This window comes from Desulfosporosinus burensis, from assembly GCF_054657535.1.
Genome location: NZ_BAAHYN010000006.1, coordinates 146,684 through 172,598 on the forward strand (window position 1 = coordinate 146,684; position 25,915 = coordinate 172,598).

At 42.5% G+C, this 25,915-nt stretch carries 19 protein-coding genes and 1 pseudogene; all 20 read left to right on the plus strand.

Features of this window, described 5'->3' with window-relative positions:
* The first annotated feature begins 201 nt into the window (after positions 1-201).
* The 20 genes and pseudogenes from ACYQ3Q_RS12200 (at position 202) to xdh (ending at position 25,838) form a co-directional block, all read left to right on the plus strand.
* Positions 202-807 (plus strand): restriction endonuclease subunit S domain-containing protein, encoded by a 606-nt coding sequence (locus ACYQ3Q_RS12200; protein WP_459928812.1) that lies wholly within the window; start codon positions 202-204, stop codon positions 805-807.
* Positions 804-2,324, plus strand: a complete 1,521-nt coding sequence (locus ACYQ3Q_RS12205) for a type I restriction-modification system subunit M (RefSeq protein WP_459928813.1) — start codon at positions 804-806, stop codon at positions 2,322-2,324. Before ACYQ3Q_RS12200 ends, ACYQ3Q_RS12205 begins: the two co-directional genes overlap by 4 nt.
* A gap of 118 nt (positions 2,325-2,442) precedes the next feature.
* The gene (gene dinD, locus ACYQ3Q_RS12210; RefSeq protein ID WP_459928814.1) at positions 2,443-3,285 is read left to right on the plus strand and encodes a DNA damage-inducible protein D; all 843 of its coding nucleotides are present in this window, start codon (positions 2,443-2,445) and stop codon (positions 3,283-3,285) included.
* The gene (locus ACYQ3Q_RS12215; protein WP_459928815.1) at positions 3,278-4,561 is read left to right on the plus strand and encodes a restriction endonuclease subunit S; all 1,284 of its coding nucleotides are present in this window, start codon (positions 3,278-3,280) and stop codon (positions 4,559-4,561) included. The genes dinD and ACYQ3Q_RS12215 overlap by 8 nt, the downstream gene beginning before the upstream one ends.
* 10 nt (positions 4,562-4,571) lie before the next feature.
* A complete protein-coding gene (locus ACYQ3Q_RS12220) occupies positions 4,572-7,682 on the plus strand; it encodes a type I restriction endonuclease subunit R (RefSeq protein ID WP_459928816.1) in 3,111 nt (1,036 codons plus the stop codon).
* A 36-nt stretch (positions 7,683-7,718) separates the two neighbouring features.
* Positions 7,719-8,432, plus strand: coding sequence for a M48 family metallopeptidase (locus tag ACYQ3Q_RS12225; RefSeq protein WP_459928817.1), 714 nt, complete (start codon positions 7,719-7,721; stop codon positions 8,430-8,432).
* A gap of 160 nt (positions 8,433-8,592) precedes the next feature.
* Positions 8,593-9,264, plus strand: coding sequence for a nucleotide exchange factor GrpE (gene grpE / locus ACYQ3Q_RS12230; RefSeq protein ID WP_459928818.1), 672 nt, complete (start codon positions 8,593-8,595; stop codon positions 9,262-9,264).
* Positions 9,251-11,137, plus strand: coding sequence for an Hsp70 family protein (locus ACYQ3Q_RS12235; protein WP_459928819.1), 1,887 nt, complete (start codon positions 9,251-9,253; stop codon positions 11,135-11,137). The genes grpE and ACYQ3Q_RS12235 overlap by 14 nt, the downstream gene beginning before the upstream one ends.
* Positions 11,138-11,147: 10 nt before the next feature.
* Complete coding sequence (locus tag ACYQ3Q_RS12240) at positions 11,148-12,407, plus strand: J domain-containing protein (RefSeq protein ID WP_459928820.1); 1,260 nt, start codon at positions 11,148-11,150, stop codon at positions 12,405-12,407.
* 378 nt (positions 12,408-12,785) lie between these two features.
* Positions 12,786-12,977: pseudogene (locus tag ACYQ3Q_RS12245) on the plus strand (transposase); the annotation flags it as partial.
* A complete protein-coding gene (locus ACYQ3Q_RS12250; RefSeq protein ID WP_459928821.1) occupies positions 12,977-13,171 on the plus strand; it encodes a hypothetical protein in 195 nt (64 codons plus the stop codon). The pseudogene ACYQ3Q_RS12245 and the gene ACYQ3Q_RS12250, both read left to right, overlap by 1 nt.
* Before the next feature lie 57 nt (positions 13,172-13,228).
* Complete coding sequence (locus ACYQ3Q_RS12255) at positions 13,229-13,528, plus strand: nucleotidyltransferase domain-containing protein (protein ID WP_459928822.1); 300 nt, start codon at positions 13,229-13,231, stop codon at positions 13,526-13,528.
* On the plus strand, positions 13,515-13,907 hold the full coding sequence (locus ACYQ3Q_RS12260; RefSeq protein WP_459928823.1) for a HEPN domain-containing protein: 393 nt from the start codon (positions 13,515-13,517) through the stop codon (positions 13,905-13,907). Before ACYQ3Q_RS12255 ends, ACYQ3Q_RS12260 begins: the two co-directional genes overlap by 14 nt.
* 297 nt (positions 13,908-14,204) lie before the next feature.
* Positions 14,205-15,428 (plus strand): diaminopropionate ammonia-lyase, encoded by a 1,224-nt coding sequence (gene dpaL, locus ACYQ3Q_RS12265; protein WP_459928824.1) that lies wholly within the window; start codon positions 14,205-14,207, stop codon positions 15,426-15,428.
* A gap of 179 nt (positions 15,429-15,607) precedes the next feature.
* Positions 15,608-17,374 carry a sigma-54-dependent Fis family transcriptional regulator gene (locus tag ACYQ3Q_RS12270; RefSeq protein WP_459928825.1) on the plus strand — a complete coding sequence of 589 codons (1,767 nt, stop codon included), beginning with the start codon at positions 15,608-15,610 and terminating at the stop codon, positions 17,372-17,374.
* A 353-nt stretch (positions 17,375-17,727) separates the two neighbouring features.
* Entirely contained in the window at positions 17,728-18,975 is a 1,248-nt protein-coding gene (locus ACYQ3Q_RS12275; protein ID WP_459929034.1) for a YgeY family selenium metabolism-linked hydrolase, read from the plus strand.
* 421 nt (positions 18,976-19,396) lie between these two features.
* Positions 19,397-20,401 carry an ornithine carbamoyltransferase gene (locus tag ACYQ3Q_RS12280; protein WP_459928826.1) on the plus strand — a complete coding sequence of 335 codons (1,005 nt, stop codon included), beginning with the start codon at positions 19,397-19,399 and terminating at the stop codon, positions 20,399-20,401.
* A gap of 2 nt (positions 20,402-20,403) precedes the next feature.
* Positions 20,404-21,354, plus strand: a complete 951-nt coding sequence (gene arcC / locus ACYQ3Q_RS12285; protein WP_459928827.1) for a carbamate kinase — start codon at positions 20,404-20,406, stop codon at positions 21,352-21,354.
* A 532-nt stretch (positions 21,355-21,886) separates the two neighbouring features.
* The gene (gene hydA / locus ACYQ3Q_RS12290) at positions 21,887-23,290 is read left to right on the plus strand and encodes a dihydropyrimidinase (protein WP_459928828.1); all 1,404 of its coding nucleotides are present in this window, start codon (positions 21,887-21,889) and stop codon (positions 23,288-23,290) included.
* Positions 23,283-25,838, plus strand: a complete 2,556-nt coding sequence (xdh, locus tag ACYQ3Q_RS12295) for a selenium-dependent xanthine dehydrogenase (RefSeq protein ID WP_459928829.1) — start codon at positions 23,283-23,285, stop codon at positions 25,836-25,838. The genes hydA and xdh overlap by 8 nt, the downstream gene beginning before the upstream one ends.
* The last annotated feature ends 77 nt before the right edge of the window (positions 25,839-25,915 follow it).

Genomic DNA, 25,915 nt, shown 5'->3' on the forward strand with positions numbered 1-25,915 from the left:
ATTATATTATCCTGTATTTAGAAATTATAAATTAAGGTCAACTACACTCTATTACTCAACGGCACTTATCGGGATGGTAATAATCATAGATATTGTTCACTAGTTCAACTAGCTGATGGTTATAAGTACGAAAGAAAGGAACGGGCGCATTCCTTCCCATGTCTAAAGACAGGGGCATCCTGCGCCTAACGGTGGTTTAGGATGGAAATACGAAATTTAGCAGATATTCGTACAGGGCTTGTACTATCCAGAAAGAAAGCAGAGGTCGGTTGCAAAGTCGTCAGAAAATACAAAGTGCTAACGCTCAAGAGTTTTCATCCAGATGGCTATGTCATTAAGTCGGACTTCGATGATTACTTGGCAGATCAAGATATTCCTTCAGAATTTATCACGCAAGAAGGGGATGTCGTGATCAGACTAAGCGAACCAAATACTGCGGTGTATATCGATGCGACCTTAGCAGGATACATAATCCCTTCTTTATTTGCCATCCTTAGAATAAAAAGCGACCAATTGAATCCTAGGTATCTGATGTGGTTTTTGAACAGTTCTTATATCAAGAAGCATATTCGAAAGAGCCTGATTGGAAGTGCCATTCAAGTAATTCAGACGAGTTTTTTGAGGGGAATTTCAATTGAACTTTTGCCTATGGATAAGCAAGAAAGAATTACTGAACTTAACCAATTGTTTCTGAAAGAAAAAATGCTTTTATCAAAACTAATCGATGCAAAAGAACTTTTGTATGAAGGCGCGATGAACTCTATTTATGAAATGAATAGAATTGAACAAGGAGAGGATTTAAAATGATAACCCAAGAAACTATTAACATTACCTTGTGGAAGGCCTGTGATACCTTCCGGGGTAAGATCGATGCCTCTCTTTATAAGGATTACATATTAGTAATGCTCTTCGTTAAATATTTAAGTGATACATATAAAGAACGTTATGAGGATTATCAAACAAAGTATGCGGGTGATAAAGAACGAATCATGAGAGCCTTGACAAGAGAACGATTTGTGCTCGATGAGAAGTCGACGTTTGATTACATCTATAGCAAACGAAATGACAATGAAATAGGCGACGTCATTAATAAGGCCTTGGAACATATTGAAGAAGAAAACAAGGCCAAACTGAGAGGCGTCTTTCGAAATATTGACTTTAACTCCGAGATAGTCCTAGGTAAGACAAAAGAAAAAAATGCTGTCATCAAACATCTCCTGGAAGATTTTGGAGTTCTGGACCTCAGACCTTCTAATCTCTCAGGTAATGATGTAATTGGAGATTCCTACGAATACATGATTTCCCTGTTTGCCTCTGATGCTGGGAAAAAGGGAGGGGAATTTTTTACCCCGAGTATGGTCTCCGAACTAATAGCTAGGTTGGTGAAACCTGAAGAAAACGACCGAATCTATGATCCGACCTGTGGTTCGGGCTCGTTACTGATCAGAGCCTTCAATAAAGTACCCAATCGTAAAGCACAAATCTACGGACAGGAAAGAAATGGACAGACTCACTCCCTTTGTCGAATGAATATGTTTCTCCATGAAATCGATGACGCCAAAATTGCTTGGGGGGATACTCTAGCCAATCCGCTGCACTTAGAAGACGATTGCCTCATGAAATTTCAGGTCTGTGTCGCCAATCCTCCATTTTCGCTAGATAAATGGGCGATGGGCTTTGCTGGGGAAGCCGTCAATGATCGGGAATTTAAAATGGAAGCCTCACTGGATAAGTACCGACGGTTTGAATGGGGAGTACCACCGACTAGCAAAGGGGATTACGCCTTTGTTCAGCATATGCTCTACTCCTTAGCGGAAAATGGTAGAATGGGTGTCGTATTACCTCATGGTGTCTTATTTAGAGGTGCCAGTGAAGGCAAGATCAGAAAGCAGATCATCGATTTTAACTTACTGGACGGCGTGATCGGACTGCCCCAGAACTTGTTCTTTGGCACGGGCATACCTGCCAGTGTTCTTATCTTTAAGAAAAACAGAACTAGAAAAGACATTCTATTTATTGACGCTTCAGGTGAAGGCAATTACGAAAAAGGCAAAAATCAGAACAATCTCCGCGAACAGGATTTAAAAAAGATCGTAGAGACCTATGAGAAATATGAAACCATCGAAAAATATAGCTATGTAGCGACCATTGATGAAATTAAAGAAAATGACTATAACCTTAACATTCCTAGATATGTGGATACCTTCGAAGAGGAAGAACTCGTGGATATGGATGCCGTGAAAGAGAATATAGAGAAAATTAAAGCGGAACTTGTGGAAGTGGAAGCTCAGATGGCGAAGTATCTGGAGGAGTTGGGGTTATAAGTAATGAGCAATTCGCGATAGCGCTTTACGTAATAATTGAGGCCCGAACAAAGAAGCAGTTATCCGAATTTATCGAACAACTGATAATGTTTAGATTGGGGAAGGGGGAGTGTTTGAAGTGGATGATATTTGTTCCTATGAAAAAAGTATCTTTGAAAGTATCAAAAAAATAAATGAATATACTGCAGAGTTTTGGCATGCAAGAGATTTGCAGGAAGTACTTAAGTATAAAAGATGGGACAAATTTTTAAACGTAATTGAAAAGGCTAAGGAAGCTTGCAAGAACAGCAATATCGATATTGATGATCATTTTTCCCATGTGGGAAAAATGATCGAATTAGGCAAAACAGCACAGAGAGAAATTGAAGACATAGAACTATCGAGATATGCTTGTTATTTGGTTGTTCAAAATGCTGATCCAAGAAAAAAAGTGGTCGCACTGGGTCAATCTTATTTTGCTGTACAAACAAGAAAACAGGAACTCGAGGACAACTATAAACAATTAGACGAAGCAGCGAAACGGCTAGGCATCAGAGATGAACTTAAAACCCATAATAAAAGATTAGTGGAAGCTGCAAAAAATGCGGGGGTGGAAACAAGCCTCGAATACGCTATCTTCCAAGATCATGGCTATATGGGACTCTATGGTGGGATGAAGGCTAAAGACATCCATGCTAATAAAGGACTGAAAAAGAGTCAGAAAATATTAGACCATATGGGCAGTACAGAGTTGGCAGCTAATCTGTTCCGAGCAACGCAAACAGAAGAAAAGCTTAGGCGTGAAAAAGTTCAGGGAAAAGTAAAAGCAAACCAGACTCATTTTGAAGTTGGTTCAAAAGTTAGGCAAACCATCAAAGAACTAGGTGGCACCATGCCTGAGGAGCTTCCGACACCAAGAAAAAGCATTCAGCAACTAGAGATGGCACAGAAGAAGCTAAATGCGGGTGAAGTCGATGAATAGTGAGATTAGAGAACGGATTAAGAGGATAAATAGGGGGGAAGTGCCGGAGGGTTATAAGAGGACGAAAAGGGGCTTAATTCCAGAAAATTGGGATATAAAAAAGGTAAATAGTGTTTTGAAAAGAGTAAGAAACGCTGTCAAGGTAAAAAACGAAACGTGTTATCAACAAATAGGAATTCGTTCGCATGGAAAAGGGATTTTTTATAAAGAACATGTTACGGGTTTCGAACTTGGTAATAAATCAGTTTTCTGGATTGAACCAAATTGTTTTATCGTCAATATTGTTTTTGCTTGGGAGATGGCTGTTGCGAAAACCACGGAAAATGAGATTGGAATGATCGCTTCACATCGATTTCCGATGTATAAAGTTGTCAATACAAACTTAGATTTAGATTATCTAACCTATTTCTTTAAATCAACTCTTGGTAAAGAGCTACTTGGTTTAGCATCACCGGGTGGGGCTGGGCGTAATAAAACACTTGGACAACAAGAATTTTCGGAATTAGATATTCCTTTGCCAGTAAGTGTTTTAGAACAAAAAAAAATAGCCACCATCCTCTCCACTTGGGACAAGGCCATTGAACTCAAAGAAAAACTTATCGAACAGCAGAAGGGTCAGAAAAGAGGGCTGATGCAAAAACTTTTGACTGGAAAGGTCAGATTGTCTGGGTTTAATGGAGAGTGGAAAAAATTAAAGCTGGGACAAGTAGTCGATAAAATTGTAGGTGGAGGAACACCTGCAAAAGAGAGACAAGAGTATTATGATGGGGATATCCCTTGGGCTAGTGTTAAGGATTTATCATCAGATGTCGACTATAAAGATGACACTATTGATCACATCACTGAATTGGGATTAGCTAATAGCAGTACGAAAATTGTTGCGAAAGGAAATTTTATCATATCTACCAGAATGGGCTTAGGTAGAGGTATTATCAATACCGTCGATATGGCAATTAACCAAGATTTAAAAGGAATTTATGTTAACAAAAGTATGATAGGTGTTCAGTATCTAATGTACTGGTACAAATCAATGGATGAGTCTATTATGAGCCTTGGTATAGGCTCAACGGTAAAGGGAATTGATCTAAACACTTTAAGTAATCTCGTAATACTCCTACCACCAATTGATGAGCAAAAAACAATAACAAAAGTTTTTGGATTGCTTGATCAAGAAATTACCCTTTACCAACAACAACTCTCCCTCCTCAAACAACAAAAAAAAGGACTCATGCAACTCCTCCTCACTGGTAAAGTGCGTGTCTCCTGCGAGAACTGAGGTAAAAGCAATGGCACACGCCAAAGATTACAACGAACAATACATCTCTCAAATTCCTGCCGTCGAGGTGTTGCGAAAACTGGGATATGAGTATATGTATCCTCATGAAGCCGAAGCTTTAAGGGGGAATCTTTACAATGTCCTTTTGAAGGATGTTCTCCGCATCAAGCTCATAAATTTCAACAGCTATGAATACAAGGGCGTAGAGTATAAATTCAGCGAAAAAAACATTAATCTAGCGATACAGGACCTCGATGAAGCTCTGACCGATGGGCTGGTCAAAACCAATGAAAAGATCTTTGATTCCCTCATGCTGAGTAGAAGTTATCAGGAAAACCTACCGGATGGCACGAAGCGATCCTTTAACATAAAGTACATCGACTGGGATACAACGTTTAACAATTCATTCCATGTGGTCGAAGAGTTTTCTGTGGAAAATGACGATGGACAAGGAACTGCCAGACCGGATATTGTGCTGTTTATCAACGGCATCCCTCTAGGCGTGATTGAGTGTAAACGAGCTTCAATAGGGATTGATCAAGGGATTGAACAAATGATTCGGAATCAGGGTAAAGACTATATTCCGCAACTGTTTAAGTTTATTCAACTTGTGATGTCGACCAATAAAAATGACACTAAATACGCGACCTGTGCAACCCCCAAGAAATTCTGGTCGACTTGGAAGGAAGAGGATGAAAGATGGCTTCAGGAGATCCTTGCTGAAGCGGTGAAAGATCGACTTCCAACTAAACAAGACCAAGACATCATTTCCCTCTTTCACCCACAAAGGCTTCTGGAATTTACGCGTTTTTTTGTCCTCTTTGATAAAGATGTTAAGAAAATTACCCGTCATCAGCAATACTTCGCCATTCGAGAGATCATTTCCACGATCCGGGAAACGGATAAAAACGGCAAAAGGCAGTCCGGTGTTATTTGGCATACCCAAGGTTCAGGTAAATCGCTGACCATGGTCATGCTCGCCAAGTACATATTATCGCAAATGAGCGATTGCTATCCGAAAGTGATTGTGGTGACAGACAGAATCGATCTGGATAAACAGATTAGAAATACCTTTAATCATACACGGCTGAAAGCCAATCGAGCTACTTCTGGTAAGCACCTGATCAAACTGATTAAGGATAACAGCGCCGATGTCATTACCACACTCGTTCATAAATTTGATACTGCAGCTAGTCATCAAGAGCCTGTTGCCTCTAGAGATATCTTCGTCCTGGTGGATGAATCCCACCGAACTCAGTACGGGGAACTGCATATTAAGATGAAGAAAGTGTTCCCTAATGCCTGCTATCTAGGGTTTACAGGAACCCCTCTGATGAAAAATGAAAAGAATACCATGATTAAATTTGGACGTCTGATTCACAAATACACCATCGCTGATGGGGTAGCTGATAAGGCTATTTTACCTCTGCTTTACGAAGGCAAAATGGTGGAACAGACGGTTAACCGGAAAGCCATTGATATTCAGCTTGATATTATTACAAGGCACTTAACTGATCAACAAAAAGAGGATGTCATGAAAAAGTGGAGTCGGTTCGAACGGATTGCCTCCAGTGATCAACGCCTCAAGCTTATTGCTTTCGATATTAACGAACATTATAAAATGAACTATAAAACCCAGAGCACTCATTTTAAAGGCATGCTCGCTACTAACAGCAAAATTGAAGCCATACGATACCTTGAAGCGTTTGAAGAGTTAGAGGATTTGAGTGTTGCGGTAGTTATCTCCTCCCCGGATCAAAGGGAAGGTCAGGAAGAAGTGGACGTCGAATCTAAAAACCGAATCAAAACCTTCTGGGATAAGATGATGAACCGCTTTGGCAATGAAGATAATTATGAAGACTCGATAAAGGATGAGTTTGTCAATGGGGATGACCTGGATCTCTTAATTATTGTGGATAAACTCCTGACTGGGTTTGATGCGCCAAGAGCGACTGTGCTTTATATTGATAAGCCTATGAAAGAACATACGTTGCTGCAAGCGATTGCTAGAGTGAACAGACTCTATGAAGGCAAGGATTATGGCTTTATTATCGATTACCGGGGGCTGTTAAACAGACTGGATGAAGCACTGGAGATGTACTCAGGTTCGGGGCTAGAGAAGTTCGATCCAGAGGATATTAAAGGGGCGATCCATGATGTCATAAGTATTATAGGGACACTAAGGCAGCATTACTCAGACCTTATGGGCATTTTTCTGCCGGTGAATAATAAGAAGGACACCGAAGAATACGAGGTTCTCTTGGCCGACGAAGAATTGCGGGGGCATTTTTATAATAGTTTAAGTCAATTTGGCAGAAATCTAGCCATAGCTCTGGAGTCGGAGAAAACCTACAATGCATTGGGGCAAGATGAGTTGAACATATATAAAAAAGACTTTAAATTCTATCAAGAACTGCGCAAGTCGGTTAAAATCCGCTATTCGGATTCGATCGATCACCAGGAATATGAAGCCAAGATGCAAAAGCTCATGGACCAATATATTGCGGCTGAGGGAGTCATCAGAATCACCCAACCGATCGATATCATGGATGAGAAGAATTTTGATGCGGAATTGCAAAGGATGCAATCTCCAAGATCAAGAGCGGATGCTATCAGGACCCGACTTGCCAAGAGAATCGAAAAGCAATGGGATGAAAACCCTGCTTATTATAAAAAGTTTTCGGAGAGAATTGAGGAAACTCTGGAAAAATACATGGACAAGCGGATTTCTGAAGTAGAGTATTTAAAGCATATGTCCGAGATTATGAATGATTTTAGAAAGGGTGCGGAGCCCGAGGAGTATCCGGACAGTCTGCGCAATAATAGCCATGCAAAGGCGTTTTATGGGGTTGTTAAAGAAACCATGACTTCATACAACAGTGCTTCAGAGACAGCAGATTATGCAGAGATTCTTGCCAATATTGCCATAGATATTGACATCATCATTGATAAACACAGCAAAGTGGACTGGCATGGCAACCCGGATGTTCATAACCGAATCGAACAAGAAATTGAAGATATGCTGTATATCTATGAGAAAAAGCATGGTTTGAAACTCTCGTTTCAAGAACTAGACAAGATCATCGCTGACATAAAAACTGTTGCGCTGAGAAGATATTAGATGAGATTGGAAGAACATACATTGGAGAAACACTCGGTGGCTTATAACCAAGAAAGGATTGAATTTGAGCTTCGGCGGAAAAAAGTCAAAAAAATTAACTTATATATAAGACCTGATTTAACGGTCATTGTTTCCGCCAGTGACAACGTCCCACTTGATTTCATCAAAGACTATGTCAAGGAGAAAGCACCTTGGATTTTCAAAACGTTAAGTCATTTTAAGCAGACTCAGACCGAATATCAGGGCACAAAGGAGTACGTAAGCGGAGAATCTTTTAAATACCTAGGCAAGCAATTGCGCTTAAAACTTGAACCTTCTGAAGACAAAGACGAAAAGGCTCAATATGTCAGGGGTTATCTATACCTTTATGTTAAAAACAAGGATGACTATAAACGGAAAGAGCGGTTGATCAATTCCTGGTTTCGAGACCGAGCAGCCTGCGTCTTTCAAGAGTCACTTGCTAAAATGGCGTCTAGCGTCGAAAAATTCAAGATTATTAAGCCTCAATTAATGATTCGCTCTATGAAAGCCCGTTGGGGCTCTTGTCTCAAAGATAAAGGATTCATCATTCTCAACTCCGAACTTATTAAGGCACCGAAGTATTGTATCGAGTATGTGGTACTGCATGAGTTACTTCATTTTAAATATCGTTATCACGACAGGAACTTCAATGATTTGATGACCGTTCTAATGCCCGATTGGAAAGAACGAAAAAAGATCTTGGATGAGGAAGTGGTGAGAAATTTATAAGTTGATCTAAAAATCTACTATAGTACAGAGGTAAGCAGAGCCCTTGTGGATAACAAGTTAATTATGAGAAAGAGTAAGCAAAGCCTAAAACTATCAGGTCTTTGTAAAATAAAGAAAAATGAGTTCACTAGTAAGAATTATTAGCAAGGAGACGACTATCGTGATATGGAAACTATGGTCCAACAAAAAGAATGAGATGTTGGCACAAATGCAGGAATTACTGACCCCGATTAATCAACACCTAACTTTTATCAATCAACAAGCAACAGACAGCTCAGAGCAAATGGTGGAGATGGGTGACCAACTACGTAAGTTAGGCCGCCTTCAGTACAAATCAGGTCAAGATGTTCAGGGGAAATTGGAAGGGTTAAGTAGTCGATTAGAGACTGTGCAACAATGGCAGGAGGCTTATACCATCGATAAATCTCGGCTGGATTCACTCGAACAGCAAATTGGACAAGTAAGCGAAATGCTGCTCGTCTGGTTAGATGATTTAGACCTTTTATCTAATAGTTTACGGGAGCAAGGCCAAGATGGGTGGCTAAAGTTATTGGAAACTTGGACCAGTCAAGTGCTACAAGCTCTACAAATACATGGCGTAAATGAAATACTCGTGGTGGGTACTAGTTTTGACCCAAAGCTTGCTGAATCCATCGGAACTGTGGTCCGGCAACCAGTTAAAGCCAATGCAACGGAAGAGGACAGCTTGCCTGTTTCTCTACCTTATGAAGTTGCAGAAGTTGTCAAGCGCGGCTTCGTGAATAATGATGGCATACTTCTTCGTAAAGCTCAGGTAATGACTTATCAGGAGGATGATCATGCTGAAAAATAACAATCCCAATCAACAACCAAGTTTTCGCCCAATCGTCGGCATCGATTTAGGAACAACTACGTCAGCGGTGGCTTACATACACATGGGCAAACCAGACATGGTGCCATCTCCTCATAATAAGAGAATTATCCCTTCCGTAGTTTTGATTGACCTTCAGGGTAAGGTTATCATCGGTGAGGATGCACGCGCAGCGCTTATTGCTATGCCTGATCGTACTATAGCTGCGGTCAAACGGAAGATGGGTTCTTCAGAACCAATTTTATTAGCTGGACAAGCCTTACTTCCTCAGGAGATTTCTGCCTTGATTCTTAAAGAACTGAAAAGTTATGTTGACGCTCATTTCGGAGAAGGGGAGAAAGAGGCTGTTATTACAGTTCCAGCTTATTTTACAGATGAGCAACGGCGGGCTACGAAGCAGGCTGGTGAATTGGCTGGGTTTGTAGTTGAACGAATTATTAATGAACCGACAGCAGCAGCCTTAGCCTTTGGACTCGGGCATATCGACGAAGACCAACACGTTCTGGTCTATGACTTAGGGGGCGGAACGTTTGATGTCTCAGTCATAGAAATGATGAGCGGACTGATGGAAGTTAAAGCTTCAACGGGAAACAGTATTCTTGGCGGTGAGGACTTCGACTGGAAGATTGTAGATTGGTTGGCTGAGCGAATGATGGAGGAGCATGGTGTTGATCCGCGTTTAGACCTGCGTGCTAAGGCGCTACTTAAAGCTGAAGCTGAAAAAATCAAGATAACCTTATCCTCAGAGGAAGCAGTGACGGTGTCATTGCCCTTAGTAACCGTGCAAAATAACCGACCATTGGGATTGCTCGTCGAATTTACTCGCACCCAGTTTATTGCTCTCATAGAGAACCTGTTACAGGAAACGCTGTCCTGTGTGAAACGGGTATTAAAGGAAGTAGATTTAAAACCTAGTGATATTGATGAGATTTTGCTCGTCGGCGGCTCTACACGTATTCCGCGTGTTCACGAACTTATGCGTGATTATTTTGGTAAGGCCCCCCGCACGGATGTTCATCCTGATGAAGCGGTAGCTCTGGGGGCTGCTGTCCAAGCTGGTCTGAAATCTGGGGCTTTGGCTGAAAGTGGTTTGATTGCAACAGATGTGGCTCCTTTTTCCATGGGTATCTCCGTCTTGAAGGAAACGAAAGGACATCAAGTGCGGCCTGGTGGATTCCATGCTATTATTCCGCGCAACACGACGATCCCTGTGACTCGCTCGGATACATTTAGTACAGCAGCCGATGGTCAAACTTCCGCTGAGATTGAAATATTTCAAGGAGAACATGAATGGGTAAAATACAATCATCAATTGGGGGAGTTTCTTCTAGAAGGTATCCCAGCCAACCATGCGGGGGCAGAGGTGATCGAGGTCACTTACCGTTACAACCTAAATGGTATTTTGGAAGTGACAGCTAAGTGTGTTTCGACCGGAAAAGCGATGGCCGTGACAGTGCAGGATGCTTTGAACCGTGACACTCAAGAGGCTTTCGCTGAAAGTGCCGCTAAGTTAGAAGCGCTTTTTAATCAGGGTAGTCATGACGATTTCGATTTGGAGAGAGATGATGACCTAGGCGAAGATGACTTTGACGAATGGGAATTTGAGGATGAATCGGCAGACCATCTAAGCGATAATAGTCTTGAGATCGATGATTCCCCGACTGTCTTGCATGCTGAAGCAGCCGATTTGCTAGAACGAGTGCAAGAGTTACTGGGAGAAGCTGAGGGCCAAGAACGTACTCGAATTGAGAAAATCATTACTTCTTTACAGGACACTCTGGCGGGAGACGATATCGATCGTTTACAAAGCGTTATTGATGAAGCTACGGATCTATTAATCGATTTAGAAGTTTAGGGGGAGGGGCATGGAAACGACGAAACCTCGAAGCCGATCCAGGAAACCAAAACTAGAAAATTACTATAAGATCTTAGGAGTCAGGGCCAATGCAACCCAAGCTTCGATCAAACAAAAGTATATTGCAGCGGTCAAGGCCTTCCCGCCTGAAACTCATCCAGAAGAATTTCAACAAATTCGTCGAGCTTATGAGACGCTAAAAGACCCCTTGAAACGGCGAGAATATGACCTGATGCGCAAGTACGGTGGTAAACTTGAGAAAATGATGGAAGAAACGTGGAAATTTGTAGAGGCTGGGCGTTACGAGAAAGCTGAATCCTTAGTGAGACAAATCCTTGAGCTGACGCCTGAAGAGCATAATCTTCATCTGGTATTGGCTCAGATTGCATTACTGAAAGAGGATTTAGTGACCTTTAAAGTGGAATTCGATATAGTCGAAGAGAATGCTTCCGATCAGGATAAACCCATGATTTTAGTAGTTAAGGCAAGAATGTTGCTCGAAGCGGAAGAAGCTGAAGAAGCCCTTCATGTTTTAGATGGGGCTCGCGCAAGGTACCCTGAATTTATCCACATGTTTCTGCAGTTATATACAGACGTATATTGTGATTTAGACCGTGAAGATGACTTATGGCAGCTCACTTTGGCGTTAGTGCCTGCGCCTGGGACTGAAACTCCGGCGGATATACTCATCTTTATTCACTGGCTCAATACTATGTTCGAACTTAAACAATGGAGCTTTAAAGCCAAAATCCAGCAGCGCCTCCGTAAGTTATTAAAGTCAGTTAAAAGTGACGAGGACAAGCTGATGATTACGGATGCGCTGCAATATGAACACGATAGTTTTTTTGAAGTGGGGCGTTTTCGAGAAGCAGAAATCTATGTAGATTTTTTATATTACATCGATTCAACGAATCCCGAGGTGCAAAAGCAACGCAGTAAAACACAGGAATTGATGCGGGTAGACAAAGAGATTGATAAAATGAAAAACGATGTAAATATCTTTCCCCCTCTTATGATTCGCGCCTTGGAGTGGTTTTATAATGACTATTGGTCGCCTGAAGAACTTGAATTAATGCGTGAAGGCTTGCCTTTTCTCAATGACCCAGCGGGTGAAAATTTAGAACTTGATGAAATGTTTGCGCAAGGAATCTTCTATATGCGAAAAAAATATCCTTTACTCTACAGGTATTTTCAGGATGATTGGGATGAACTGTTTCTTGAACGATCTCATAATCTTAATCGCGAGGCCCGCAGACAACTAAAAATTTGATAAGAGAAAGCCCCCAGACATCGAAAATGATATCTAGAATCTAGGGGCTTTTTGATGTCTGGGGGACGGTCCTTTCGATGTCTGGGGCGATGTCTGGGGGACGGTCCTTTCGACACATTCAAAAAGACCGTCTCCTTAACTTATAAAGTGGAATAATCTGAATTGTCCCTGTTGTCGCGTTGGAAAAAGGTGGATATAATAGATTTAAGGCAGGAATGGGGGAGGAGTTAGTTGGCGAGATTACAGCGGAAGTATAGTAATACAGGGTGTTATCATATAATGCTTCGGGGTAACGAACGGAAGACTATATTTCTAGATGATGAAGATCGGCTAAGATTTATTAATATTTTACATAAGTAACAATCTGAAGCTGAGCTAGCGTTCTATGCTTATTGTATAATGGACAATCATGTTCATCTGGTTCTGAAAGACTACATAAATGAGATATCACTTATCATGAAGGGCATAGCTACTAGCAATGCCATGTATTTTAATAAGAAATCAAACGTGTTGGCCATGTATTTCTGGACCGATTCAAGAGTGAGGCGGTCGAAGATGAACGGTATCTGATGGCGGTTATCCGATATGTTCACCACAATCCGATCAAAGCAAAGATGGTGGAAAGTCCTGAGCACTATATGTGGAGTAGTTATCAATGGTATATGGATCCTGATGAGGCAGAAGGAAAGCTTGTAGATGCTCAGTATATTGAAATTATTGAGGATCATTTCTTTAACTATAGCTGTTATTATGGTAATATATAGAAAAGGCTGTATTCACTAACTGATTTAAGGGAAGTGGTTAGTATGTATCCCTATAATATGGAGATTGAGAATATTAAGAATCAACTTATCATAAAGTATAGTCCGCATGACATTATTCTTTTTGGTTCCTGTGCCAAAAGAAGAGTTTCTCGAAGTAGTGATGTAGATATTTGTATAATTCTAGAAACAAAAGATAAAAGGAAAATCGTTAGAGATATTTTGATTGAGGTTGAATATAACGTTGATCTGGATGTAGTGATTTACACTCCGCAAGAATGGCAAAATAATAAGGATGATAAAGCTACTTTTGCTGGTATTATTAAGAAGACTGGGGTGAGCTTGCTTGGTCGATTCTGACAAATACAATGAATGGTTTGTAATGGCTCAAAAAGATCTAAGAAGTGCTAAGATTCTATTCGATCATGATGCTGACAATGAAATTATCTGTTTTCATTGTCAGCAAACTTTAGAAAAGTATCTTAAAGGATACCTAATATTTGTCACGGGAGAACTACAGGAAGGGCATAATCTCTTGAAACTTTGCAAGAAAGCACTGTTGTATGACAATAAGTTTACTGAGTTTTTGAAAGACATGGCTTTCGTTAATGCGTTTTATATCGAGACACGATACCCAGCAATTGATCCGTTAATTGTTAGTCAAGAGGATACTGAAGAGTGCCTTAGAATAGTTGACAGAGTCTTGGCTAGAATAAATAACCTTGTCGATAGTCTTTGAAAGTAGCGGTAGTCAGTTATGCTAGAATTTCAAAATTGTTCAAATGGAACCCAAGTTGCAGAAAGCACTTGGGGTTCTTTTTGTTTGGCTAATCAATCAGAAACATAATGAAATGCAACTAGAAAAGTTGGCACATTAATTGCATATAAAATAAGCGAAAGTCAAATCGTCCATGGTCAATGAATTCGATTTAGGGGGAGATAGAAGGTCAATAGAAAAAACAAGAAATTGTTTTTTAAATACCGTATAAATAGCTAGTTTAATTGCACAATATTAAAAAGAGGAGCGTTATTTAAAATGAATGATAAAATCAAATGGATTCAAAACAATATGGTAAAGAAGAACGGGACAGGTGTTTCAACTGAACTTTTTAGTAAAAAAGAAATAGATAAGGCAATAAATTTTCACAGAACCTTCCCTGATTATCAACCAACCCCGCTTCGTCAACTCGACAGACTTGCTAATAACTTAGGCGTCGGTGGGATCTATGTTAAAGATGAGTCTTATCGGTTTGGTTTAAATGCGTTTAAGGCCCTAGGTGGTTCATATGCGATCGGGAGATACCTAGCGCAGCGCCTCAACAAAGATATAAGCGAACTGCCATTCGAAGTTCTTACTTCCCCAGAGATTAAGGAGCAATTAGGCAATATCACATTTGCCACCACCACTGACGGGAATCATGGTCGAGGAGTTGCCTGGACAGCCCGTCAATTGCGTCAAAAGTCCGTAGTCTATATGCCTAAGGGATCTTCTGAATATCGACTTGAAAGAATTAGGTCTGAAGGTGCAGAGGCTGAGATCACGGATATGAATTACGATGATGCTGTGCGTATGACAGCTGTTGAGGCTGAAAAACACGGTTGGGTCGTTGTGCAAGATACGTCTTGGGAAGGGTATGAGGAGATTCCGACCTGGATTATGCAAGGCTATGGTACAATGTCAGCTGAGGCCTTGGAACAACTCAATAACATTGGTATCGAGAAACCAACTCATGTTTTTGTTCAGGCCGGAGTCGGTGCTCTGGCAGGGTCTGTACAAGGTTATTTTGCTTCCTTGTTTAAAGAGGATTGCCCAAAAACCGTGATCGTGGAAGCTAATCAAGCGGATTGTTTATATAAATCAGCCCTGGCAGGAGATGGTAAACCTCGGGTGGTCGGCGGAGACATGGCCACTGTTATGGCAGGACTCGCTTGTGGAGAGCCTAACTTAATTGGGTGGAATATCTTGAGGGATTACAGCGACTTGTTTTTTTCTTGCCCTGACTGGGTAGCAGCCAAAGGAATGAGAGTGCTGGCTAATCCATTGCTTGGGGATCCAAAGGTAATTTCGGGCGAATCCGGCGCAGTGACAGCTGGGTTGCTTAGTTCGATTTTACTAGACGAAGCCTTCAAAGGCGCTCGGGAAGCACTCCAGCTGGATGAAAAATCCCAAATCCTGATCTTTAACACTGAAGGAAATACAGATCCTTATAAATATCGTAGTATTGTATGGGATGGAGAATTGCCGTCAACGGGACGTTAATCTAGTTCTCTATGAAAAATACCTAATTGAAGGAAGCACACAGTCGTTAAGATAAGGTGCTTCCTTTTCCTTTTCTAAATAGTTAAATTCTTGAGGAATCATTTGAGTTGGATTAAAATGCGAAGCGGCGAAAAGTTGTATATAATGTAAGCTAAAGCAAATAATATGAGGTGTGAAGCATGTTGTATCACCTGCGCAGTATTAAGAGTACGGTCCAACAAACTGCAGACGCTATTGCTGCAGCCCTGAAAATTGAAGTTGAAATTGCCGATATCGATCTAATTCGGGTTGCCGGAACCGGGAAGTATAAAAGCAAATGTGGTGGCCCAATGGACGATGGTTTTGTTTATCGGCATGTGATCAAAACAGGGGAGCCAGTAATCATTGACAATCCTGGCTTCAACGAACTCTGCCAGCCCTGTCCCTGCAGGGGAAACTGTGTTGAATATGCGGAAGTAGCTATACCTATCCGCATTGATGATCAAATCATAGGGGTTATTGGCTTAGTGAGCTTTGATGAAGAGCAAACAAAGCGGCTGATGGACAATAAACAATCCCTCCTGCTCTTTCTGGAAAAGATGGCGGAACTCCTGGTTGGGAAGGCAGCAGAAATTCAACAGAATCACGATCGAGACCTTATAACCAGCCAATTAATCACAGTATTAAATCTATTGCATGATGGGATTTTATTGGTCAATGATCAGCAACAAGTGACTCATTTCAACACTTTGGCTGGTAAATTGTTAGATATTGATGAGCAAGAAGAACAGGCTTTATATCACTTGTTGGATGACAAAAAACTATGGCAGGTCGTTGAACGTGGCGAGACGTTTTCTGGAAACATCCAAGGAAAGAGGGTGGCTACTCAACTTTACTGTGATGTTGTGCCGATTAAAAAGGAAGGAAAGATTGAGGGGGCGGTCATTACTCTTAGGGATATTCAACAAATTAAGAAGTTGGTCAAAGCGGCCACCGTCAGTGATATTGAAACCCATTTTTCGCAGATTATCGGAGAATCTAGAAAGATGAAAGATATAAAGGCCATGGCCTTACATGTAGCTCCCAGTAAGGCAACCCTCTTGATTCAAGGAGAAAGTGGAACAGGAAAAGAACTTTTTGCCCGGGCTATCCATCAGAGCAGTAAACGAAAAGGGCATACGTTTATCGCCATAAACTGTGGGGCCATTCCTGAGAATCTCCTGGAGAGTGAATTGTTCGGATATGAAGAAGGATCGTTCACAGGTGCGAAGCGAGGCGGAAAACTCGGGAAATTTGAGCTGGCTCACAATGGGACGCTTTTTTTGGACGAGATTGGGGACATGCCCCTTCACCTACAGGTAAAAATATTAAGAGTATTACAAGAACGCAGAGTCGAGCGTATAGGTAGTACACGTTCAATTCCAGTGGACGTACGTGTGATTGCCGCCACTCACAGAGATTTGGATAACATGGTAAAAACGGGGGAGTTTCGGGAAGATCTCTATTATCGTTTAAATGTAATTCCCTTAACGATTCCTCCATTACGTGAACGTTTAGAGGACGTCCCAACACTAGTTCACTTCTATTTAGATTATTATGCTACCGTAACCGATCGAAAGGTTAGTGGAATTACTCCGGAAGCTATTGAAATCCTATCCCACTTCACTTGGCCTGGAAATGTCCGAGAACTAGGTAATGTCGTTGAATACTGTGTCACAATGGTAGCTGGGGGGATGATTACTGCTGATACCTTGCCACAAAGGATCAAAACAGAGGATAAACCAGAAATCAAACATTCACCGATAAACCTAAAAGTGCTAGAACGGGAAGCGATTATGAAAGCGTTGACTTTGGTTGATACTGAGGGGCATAAGGAAGATGCGGCAAAATTATTAGGAATTAGCAGGGCATCTCTCTATCGTAAGATTAAGGAATACCAAATTGGTGAGAATAGAACTTTTTCTTAGTAGGTATATTGACTTCGAATCCCCATTCTTCCAAGAATCGGCGTTTCAAAGATAGACGTTTGTATCAAAATGAGACTCACGGGGAAGATTGTCGAATTGGCAGCTATTCCAGACTTTTTATGGTTTCAATCCGCTTTATCAGGTGTCTCAAATTGAGAACTGGGATAACGTGATAAAAAAATAATTCTAGGGAACGATACGACTAATCACGATAAAATGAATAAATTTAATTTTTAAGATAGCTTGGCATGGTTTTTGCAATATAATAAAGCATGTCGACCATACAGGTTATCTAATGGGTGACCTGAACTACCAATAATCCAACAGTACTGAAAGGGGAATTTATTTTGAAAATGGATTTTGCAAAAGTTCTTGAACTGGCCAAGAAATATGAACCCGAAATGAGTCGCTTTTTAAGAGACCTTATCGCCATCCCGGGAGAAAGCTGTGATGAAAAGGGGACAGTGCTTCGCATCAAGGAAGAGATGGAAAAAGTCGGCTTTGATAAAGTTGAAATTGACCCTCAAGGTAACGTTCTTGGCTATATCGGTCATGGAAAACACCTAATTGCTATGGATGCGCATATTGACACAGTGGGCGTAGGAAGCCTGGAGAATTGGCAGTATGACCCTTATAAAGGGTTTGAAGATGATGAGATTATTATCGGACGAGGTGCCTCTGACCAAATCGGTGGAATGGCATCGATGGTTTATGCTGGAAAGATTATCAAAGATCTCGGCTTAGAAGATGATTACACCCTGGTGGTTGTCGGTTCCGTACAGGAAGAAGATTGTGATGGATTATGCTGGCAGTACATTATTAAAGAAGACAAAGTTGTACCTGAATTTGTGGTCATTACCGAACCAACCGATGGAAAGATTTATCGTGGACATCGTGGTCGGATGGAAATTAAGGTATTGACAAAAGGTGTTAGTTGTCATGGTTCGGCTCCAGAGCGTGGCGACAATGCAATTTACAAAATGGCTCCAATTCTACAAGAACTACGTAGCTTACATGAAAACCTTATGGACCATCCGTTTCTTGGTAAAGGGAGTTTGACAGTTTCGGAAATCTTCCATACTTCCCCTTCACGCTGTGCAGTTGCAGATAGTTGCTGGATTTCTGTCGATCGTCGCTTAACTGCGGGAGAATCATGGGAATATGCAGTTCAACAAATTAAAAACCTTCCTTCAGTCAAAGCTGCTGGTGCAGAAGTTACAATGTACATGTATGATCGACCATCCTATACTAACCTAGTTTATCCTACAGAATGCTATTTCCCAACCTGGCTTATCGAAGAAGGACATCCAGTAACCAGTACTCTTGAAGATGCGTACAAAGGATTATTCGGTAAAGATCCAGTGGTAGACAAGTGGACATTCTCCACGAACGGTGTTTCGATCATGGGACGCTATGGAATTCCTTGCATCGGTTTCGGACCAGGACACGAGGACCAAGCACATGCTCCCAATGAGCGGACCTGGAAAAAAGAACTGGTGGATTGTGCAGCTATGTATGCAGCTATCCCTACTCTTTATGTTCAAGACTATGCTGATAAGATGCCAAAGGATACGGAGAATTTAGTAGAGATTAAAAAGTAGTATGGAGCAAGGCGTCATTACTGCGTTCGCACACGTTGCGTCGCTACTCCGGTCAGCGCTGAGGCTAAAACGGGGCGAGTCGTGATTACGCCGTCGCACACGTTCCGTTGCTACTCCGGTCAGCACTGAGGCTAAAACGTCGAAACCTCCTAGCTTTCTGCAAGTCAACCTCGACGTTTCTTCACGCCTCAGCACTAACCTCCGTTTAACGCAACTTCACTAACGTGCTCACTCTGTAATAACGCCCCGCCTGGCTGGGGACGACTGGGGCTTTGTCGCGATTCGGCGTTGACCTTCGGTTAACGCTACTGCGCTCCGGTGGTAACCTTCGGTTACAGCGGACGTCGAGATAAGTTAACGAGTTTGTAGCCTAATTGGCTACTGAAATAAAATAAACCATAATTTTTAGGAGGAATAATAAATGAATACAGTATTTAGAGGAAGACATTTTATTAACTTAGAGGACTTTACTAAAGAAGAAATAGACACAATGCTTGAGGTTTCTTTGGATCTTAAGAGGAAGTTTGCGATGGGCGAAGATACTGATTACCTTCATAACAAAACTGGCTTTTTAATGTTCTTTGAGCAATCCACCCGGACCAGAAACTCGATGGAAGCTGGTATGGCTCAATTGGGCGGTCATGCTGGATTCTTGGATTCTAGCAGTATGCAGATTGCTCATGGTGAGACTGCGAAGGATACCGCGATTATTCTTTCCCGTTTTGGACACATGATTGCTTGCCGTTATTGCAACTGGGGTCGCGGTAACGAGTACTTGAACGAAATGGCTAAATGGTCAGCAGTTCCGATCATGAACTTGCAGGATGACCTTTATCATCCGTTCCAAGGTTTGGCAGATTTGCTGACGATTAAAGAGAAACATCAAGATTTAAGACGTAAAAAGATTTCGATCATCTGGGCGTACGCTGAGAGCCACAAGAAACCGATTTCTGTGCCTGTAACCCAAGTTCTTCTCTTCCCTCGTTATGGTATGGATGTCTGGCTGGCATATCCAAAAGGCTGGGAGCTTCCTGAGTGGGTTATTACTCAAGCCAGAGAGAATGCAGAGAAGCATGGTGGAACTTTGACAATCACGCATGATGAAGCTGCTGCCTATAAAGATGCAGATATCGTTATTCCTAAGAGCTGGGGCAACTGGGTTACTGACCAAACTGGGGCTTCTGTTTCTGGCGCCACTGCAGTTATTGACGATGCGCTTATTGCCAATAAGAGCTGGAAATGCACGGAAGCCAAAATGGCTACTGCTAGCAAAGATGTTATGTATATGCATGCATTACCTGCAGACCGTAACAATGAAGTTGAGGATTCAGTCATTGATGGACCACACTCGATTGCCTATGATGCTGCTGAAAACCGCTTGCATACAGCTAAAGCTGTTATGACCCTGTTGGTAGGTGGAAAATAACTGTGAGTACACTAGCTGTAGTAGCCATCGGTGGGAATTCTCTGATTCGTGATAACGCGCATGAGTCCGTTGAGGATCAATATCAGGCTGTTGTAGAAACAGCTAAGCATATTGTCGGTATGATCGAGCAGGGCTATGAAGTGATTGTTACTCATGGCAATGGTCCACAAGTTGGGTTTATCTTAAGAAGGTCCGAGATTGCTAAGGATGTTGCAGCGATGCATCAGGTGCCGTTGGTCAGCTGTGGGGCAGATACGCAAGGGGCTATCGGTTACCAAATTCAGCAAGCCATGGATAATGAATTCAGAAAAAGAGGTATGGATAAAACCGCTGTTACAGTTGTGACACAAGTTGTGGTTTCGGATAATGACCCAGCCTTTCAGAAACCATCCAAACCTATTGGATCATTTTACACCAAGGAGCAAACTGAGCAAATTCAAAAAGCTAACCCATCGTGGGTTATGATTGAAGATGCTGGGAGAGGGTATCGCCGGATGGTTGCCTCTCCGCTACCTCAAGAGATTGTAGAAAAAGATGTTATCAATAAGCTGGTACGCGATGGCTATTGTGTTATCAGTGTAGGTGGTGGCGGAATTCCTGTAGTCAAAAACGCAGATGGCATGTTGCAGGGTATCGACGCCGTAATTGATAAGGATTTTGCTACTAGTCTTTTGGCCTCAGATATTAAGGCTGATTTGTTAATCATCTCAACGGGTGTACCGACAGTTTATCTAAACTATGGTAAGCCTAATGAAAAAGCTTTAGATAAGGTGACTTTAGCAGAATTAAGGCAATATGTGTCAGAAAACCATTTTGCCCCTGGGAGTATGCTTCCTAAGATTCAGGCGGTGATTAGTTTCTTAGAAAATGGCGGAAAAGAAGCGATCATTACTAATCCAGAGTCCTTGGAAGAGGCTGTTGCGGGAAAGACGGGGACCCATATATACGCTTAAGCGAGGTTCGATGCGCGAGGAGCGATGTTCGAGTTTTGAGTTCGAGGTTCATAGTTTAAGATTGGTTTGTAGTTGGAAGTTAAGGCTCGTATTTACGCTTACGCCTAAATTAGTATAACAAGACTTGAGATGGGGGTAAAACTCCATCTCAAGTAGGTATCCTATATATGAGAGTGCATACAGAACACTCAAGGTTATTTAGAATGTGCAGCAGGGTTAGAAGAATTAAAGGCATGTAGAGTTCTGCATACAGCAAAATCTGAATGTTTCCATAGTATATAAGTAGAGCGAATGTTGGTTTGAGCAGCTTTTTTTTGAATAAGGATGAGCGCAGAGGGATTCTAAGTCTGATGTTCGAGCATCGCGCATCGAACATCGCACTTCGAGAAGTGCTCTGCATCGAGGTTCGAGGTTCGAGGTGCGAAGTCCGAGGGATGAAGGTTTAAAGGTCCGCTGGCCGGGGTTTGGAATTCTAAGTCCGATGTTCGCGCATCGCGCATCGTGCATCGCACTTCGCAAAGGAGAAATGAACATGGGTATAGTGTTAAACGGTGGAACGATAGTTACGGCTGCAGATATGTATCAAGCAGACGTCCGCATTGAAGGCGAGAGAATTGTGGCCATAGGCTACGAGATCAAGCAACCTGGAGATCAGGCGATAGATGTGGATGGCTGCTTTTTATTTCCGGGGGGGATTGATCCGCATACCCACTTTGACCTGCCGATGGGAACGTTTTCTACAGCGGATGATTTTTTCACGGGGTCGAAAGCAGCAGTACTGGGTGGGACAACGACCATCCTTGATTTTGCCACTCAGTTTAAAGGAGAAACCCTGAAAGAGGCTTTGGAAAATTGGCATGCCAAGGCCGAGGGTAAGTGTTATGTGGACTATGGATTTCATATGGCCATCACAGATTGGAATGAACAAATAGCGCAAGAAATCACGGATTTAGTTCAAGTGGAAGGTGTGCCATCATTTAAACTCTATATGGCCTATAAAAATATTTTGCAAGTGGATGACGGTGCTTTATTACAAGCTTTACGCCATGCCGGAGAGAGTGGCGCACTTGTTTGTGTTCATTGTGAAAATGGGGATGTCATCTATGATTTAGTCCACGAGGCTGTCGCTCAAGGAAAAACTTCGCCGAAATATCACCCCTTAACTAGACCTCCAGAAGCAGAAGAGGAAGCGACTGCCCGGGTTATAGCCCTTGCCCAAATTGCAAAAGCTCCTCTCTACATTGTCCATCTCACCTGCAAGGGTGCGCTCCAAGCAGTGACGAAGGCTAAGCTGAAAGGAATCGAGGTTTATGCTGAAACCTGCCCACAATACCTTTTGCTAGACAACAGCTATTACAACTTAGAAGGGTTTAATAGTGCTAAGTATGTGATTTCTCCACCCTTACGATCCATTGATCATCAGCAAGAGTTATGGTCAGGTCTGCAAACGGGGATTTTGGATGTTGTGGCGACGGATCATTGTGCGTTTAACTATCAAGGACAAAAAGAGTTAGGTTTTAACGATTTTAGTAAAATCCCCAACGGAGCGCCCGGAGTGGAAACTAGGATGGGTTTGCTCTACACTTATGGGGTTATGACTGGAAAACTATCAATTCATGAATTCGTGGCCCTAACTTCTACGAATGCGGCAAAATTATTTGGACTGTTTCCTCGTAAAGGAACCATTGCTCCTGGAAGCGATGCAGACCTTGTGGTCTGGGATCCGCGTATCTCATCCGTAATTTCGGTTGATTCACTGCATCAAGACGTCGATTATACTCCTTTCGAAGGGTTTAAACAGACCGGTCAAGCGACTCAGGTGTTTTTACGCGGCAAGCAAGTTGTTCAAAATGGGCATCTTATTGAAGAAAAACCCACGGGAAACTATTTACCCCGTAAGCCATTCCTTAAGAGAAAGGTTGAGGAAAGTGTATAACATTGATATTAATGACACAGTTTACTCTGTGCAAGAGGATATGAACCTACTAGATTATTTACGAGACGAAATTCAGGTTACTTCCTTGAAGAACGGGTGTGGAGAAGGCGCTTGTGGTGCTTGCATGTTGTTGGTTGATGGTAAAGCGATGCGAGCCTGTATATTAACGGTCGCCAAAGCATCCGGTAAAAAACTCCTAACGGTAGAAGGTCTATCCGAGCGAGAAAAGGAAGCTTATACATGGGCCTTCGCCGAAGCCGGCGCAGTTCAATGCGGGTTTTGTATACCTGGTATGATTATCAGCGCCAAAGCCTTAATTGATAAGAATGATAACCCCACATCCCAGGAAATTAAACAGAGTATTCGTGGCAATATTTGTCGTTGCACAGGGTATATAAAGATTGAGCAAGGTATCTTCTTAGCGGCTCAAGTATTACGAGGGGAAATTCACCCTAAGTCTTTACAGCCTGGGGCTAGAATTGGTACAAGTGTTCAACGTGTGGATGCTCGTGAAAAGGCTATGGGAACGGGTGAATATGCCGATGATATGCATGTCGATAATATGCTTTACGCAGCGGTTCTAAGGACCAAATACCCTCGAGCTCTTGTCAAAAACATTGATGTCTCTGCAGCACGTGCTTATCCAGGTGTGGAAGCTGCCTTAACCGCAGAAGACATTCCGGCAGACCGCTATCACGGTCATATTTTTCATGATTGGCCGACCATGGTATCGATTGGAGAAGAAACACGGTATATCGGCGATGCTATTGCCATAGTAGCAGCTCAAACGAAAAAACAAGCCAAAGAAGCCTTGGACTTGATTAAAGTGGACTATGAAGAGCTCAAACCGATTCTCAGTCCGACTGAAGCCCTGGCAGATCAAGCCCCACGTCTTCACCAGAAAGGGAATCTGCTGAGCACGACCAAGGTTAAACGAGGGAATACTGAGGAAGCGTTAGCTAAATCCGCTCATGTCGTTACGAATCGCTATACAACTCCACCTACTGAACACGCTTTTATGGAACCGGAAAGTGCTTTAGCAATCCCTCAGGAAGACGGGGGAGTAACGGTTTATGTTGGGGATCAGAGCGTTTATGACGATCAACATGGGATTATGGCAATGCTCGGTCTTCCAGCAGAAAAAGTGCGTGTGATAAGCAAGCTGGTTGGCGGCGGGTTTGGCGGCAAAGAGGATCTAAGCGTCCAGCATCACGCTGCTTTGCTAGCGATTAAAACGAAGAAACCTGTCAAGCTCACGTTTACTCGCCAAGAAAGCATCTTAGTTCATCCCAAGCGGCACGCCATGGAAATGGAAGTTACAACAGGTTGTGATGCAGAAGGCAAACTTACGGCCATGGTCGCCAAAATCGTGGCGGATACTGGGGCCTATGCTTCGTTAGGTACAGCGGTTCTGCAAAGGGCCTGTACCCATGCTAGCGGTCCTTATCAGTTAGCGAATGTCGATATTGTTGGGCAATGTGTTTATACCAATAATCCCCCGGCAGGCGCATTTAGGGGTTTCGGTGTCCCGCAGTCCTCTTTTGCTGCTGAGACAAATATGGACCTCTTAGCTGAAAAGGTTGGGATTTCCCCCTGGGAAATTCGATATCTCAATGCTTTAGAACCAGGAATGGTAAATTCCACAGGTCAGATCACGGATGAAGGAACAGCAATCAAGGAAACTCTACGTGCAGTTCGTGAGGTGTATGAGTCCCATCCTCATGCTGCTGGTATTGCCTGTGCGATGAAAAATACCGGAATTGGAGTGGGCCTACCTGATACTGGGCGGGTAAAAATAAAAATCACTAATGGCAAAGCATTGGTGCTGACAAGTGCTGCTTGCATTGGACAGGGTTTTGCTACGATTGCAACTCAGATCGTCCATGAAGCAACAGGGTTATCAATCGAACTGATTGAAGTGGGAGCCCCGGATACCTGTATGACGCCTAATTCTGGTACGACAACCGCTTCGCGCCAGACCATGTTTAGTGGTGAGGCAGTGCGTCAGGCTGCTCTAAAATTACAACAAGCTATGCATAATTCCTCGTTTGAGGATTTAGATGGACACGAATTTGATGGAGAATACTTGGGGGAAACTGACCCTATGGATTCGGATAAGCCGAACCCGATTAGTCACGTGGCTTATAGTTACGCAACCCATGTGGTATTATTAAATGAGCAGGGAATGGTAGAAAAAGTTGTCGCTGCACACGATGTCGGACGGGCTATCAATCCCAAAGCAATAGAAGGGCAGATCGAAGGCGGGGTATGTATGGGGTTAGGATATGCTTTGCGTGAGGATTTCCCCCTTCTAAATGGTGTACCAACAACCAAGTATGCAAAGTTAGGACTCCTGCGTTCGACAGAAATGCCCGAAGTTGAATCGGTGATTATAGAAAAGAATTCCTCCCCACTGGCTTATGGCGCCAAAGGAGTAGGCGAGATTGCCTCTATTCCAACGGCACCAGCGGTTGCTTCAGCATATTATAAGTTTGATGGCAAGCTTAGATGTTCCCTTCCCTTACAGGGAACCCCCTATAAGAAGTAGGAGCAATTCATGAATTGCCTCTACAACAGAGTAGAATTTATAGGTAGAGGGTGAATTGGGTGAATTGCCCCTAGGTT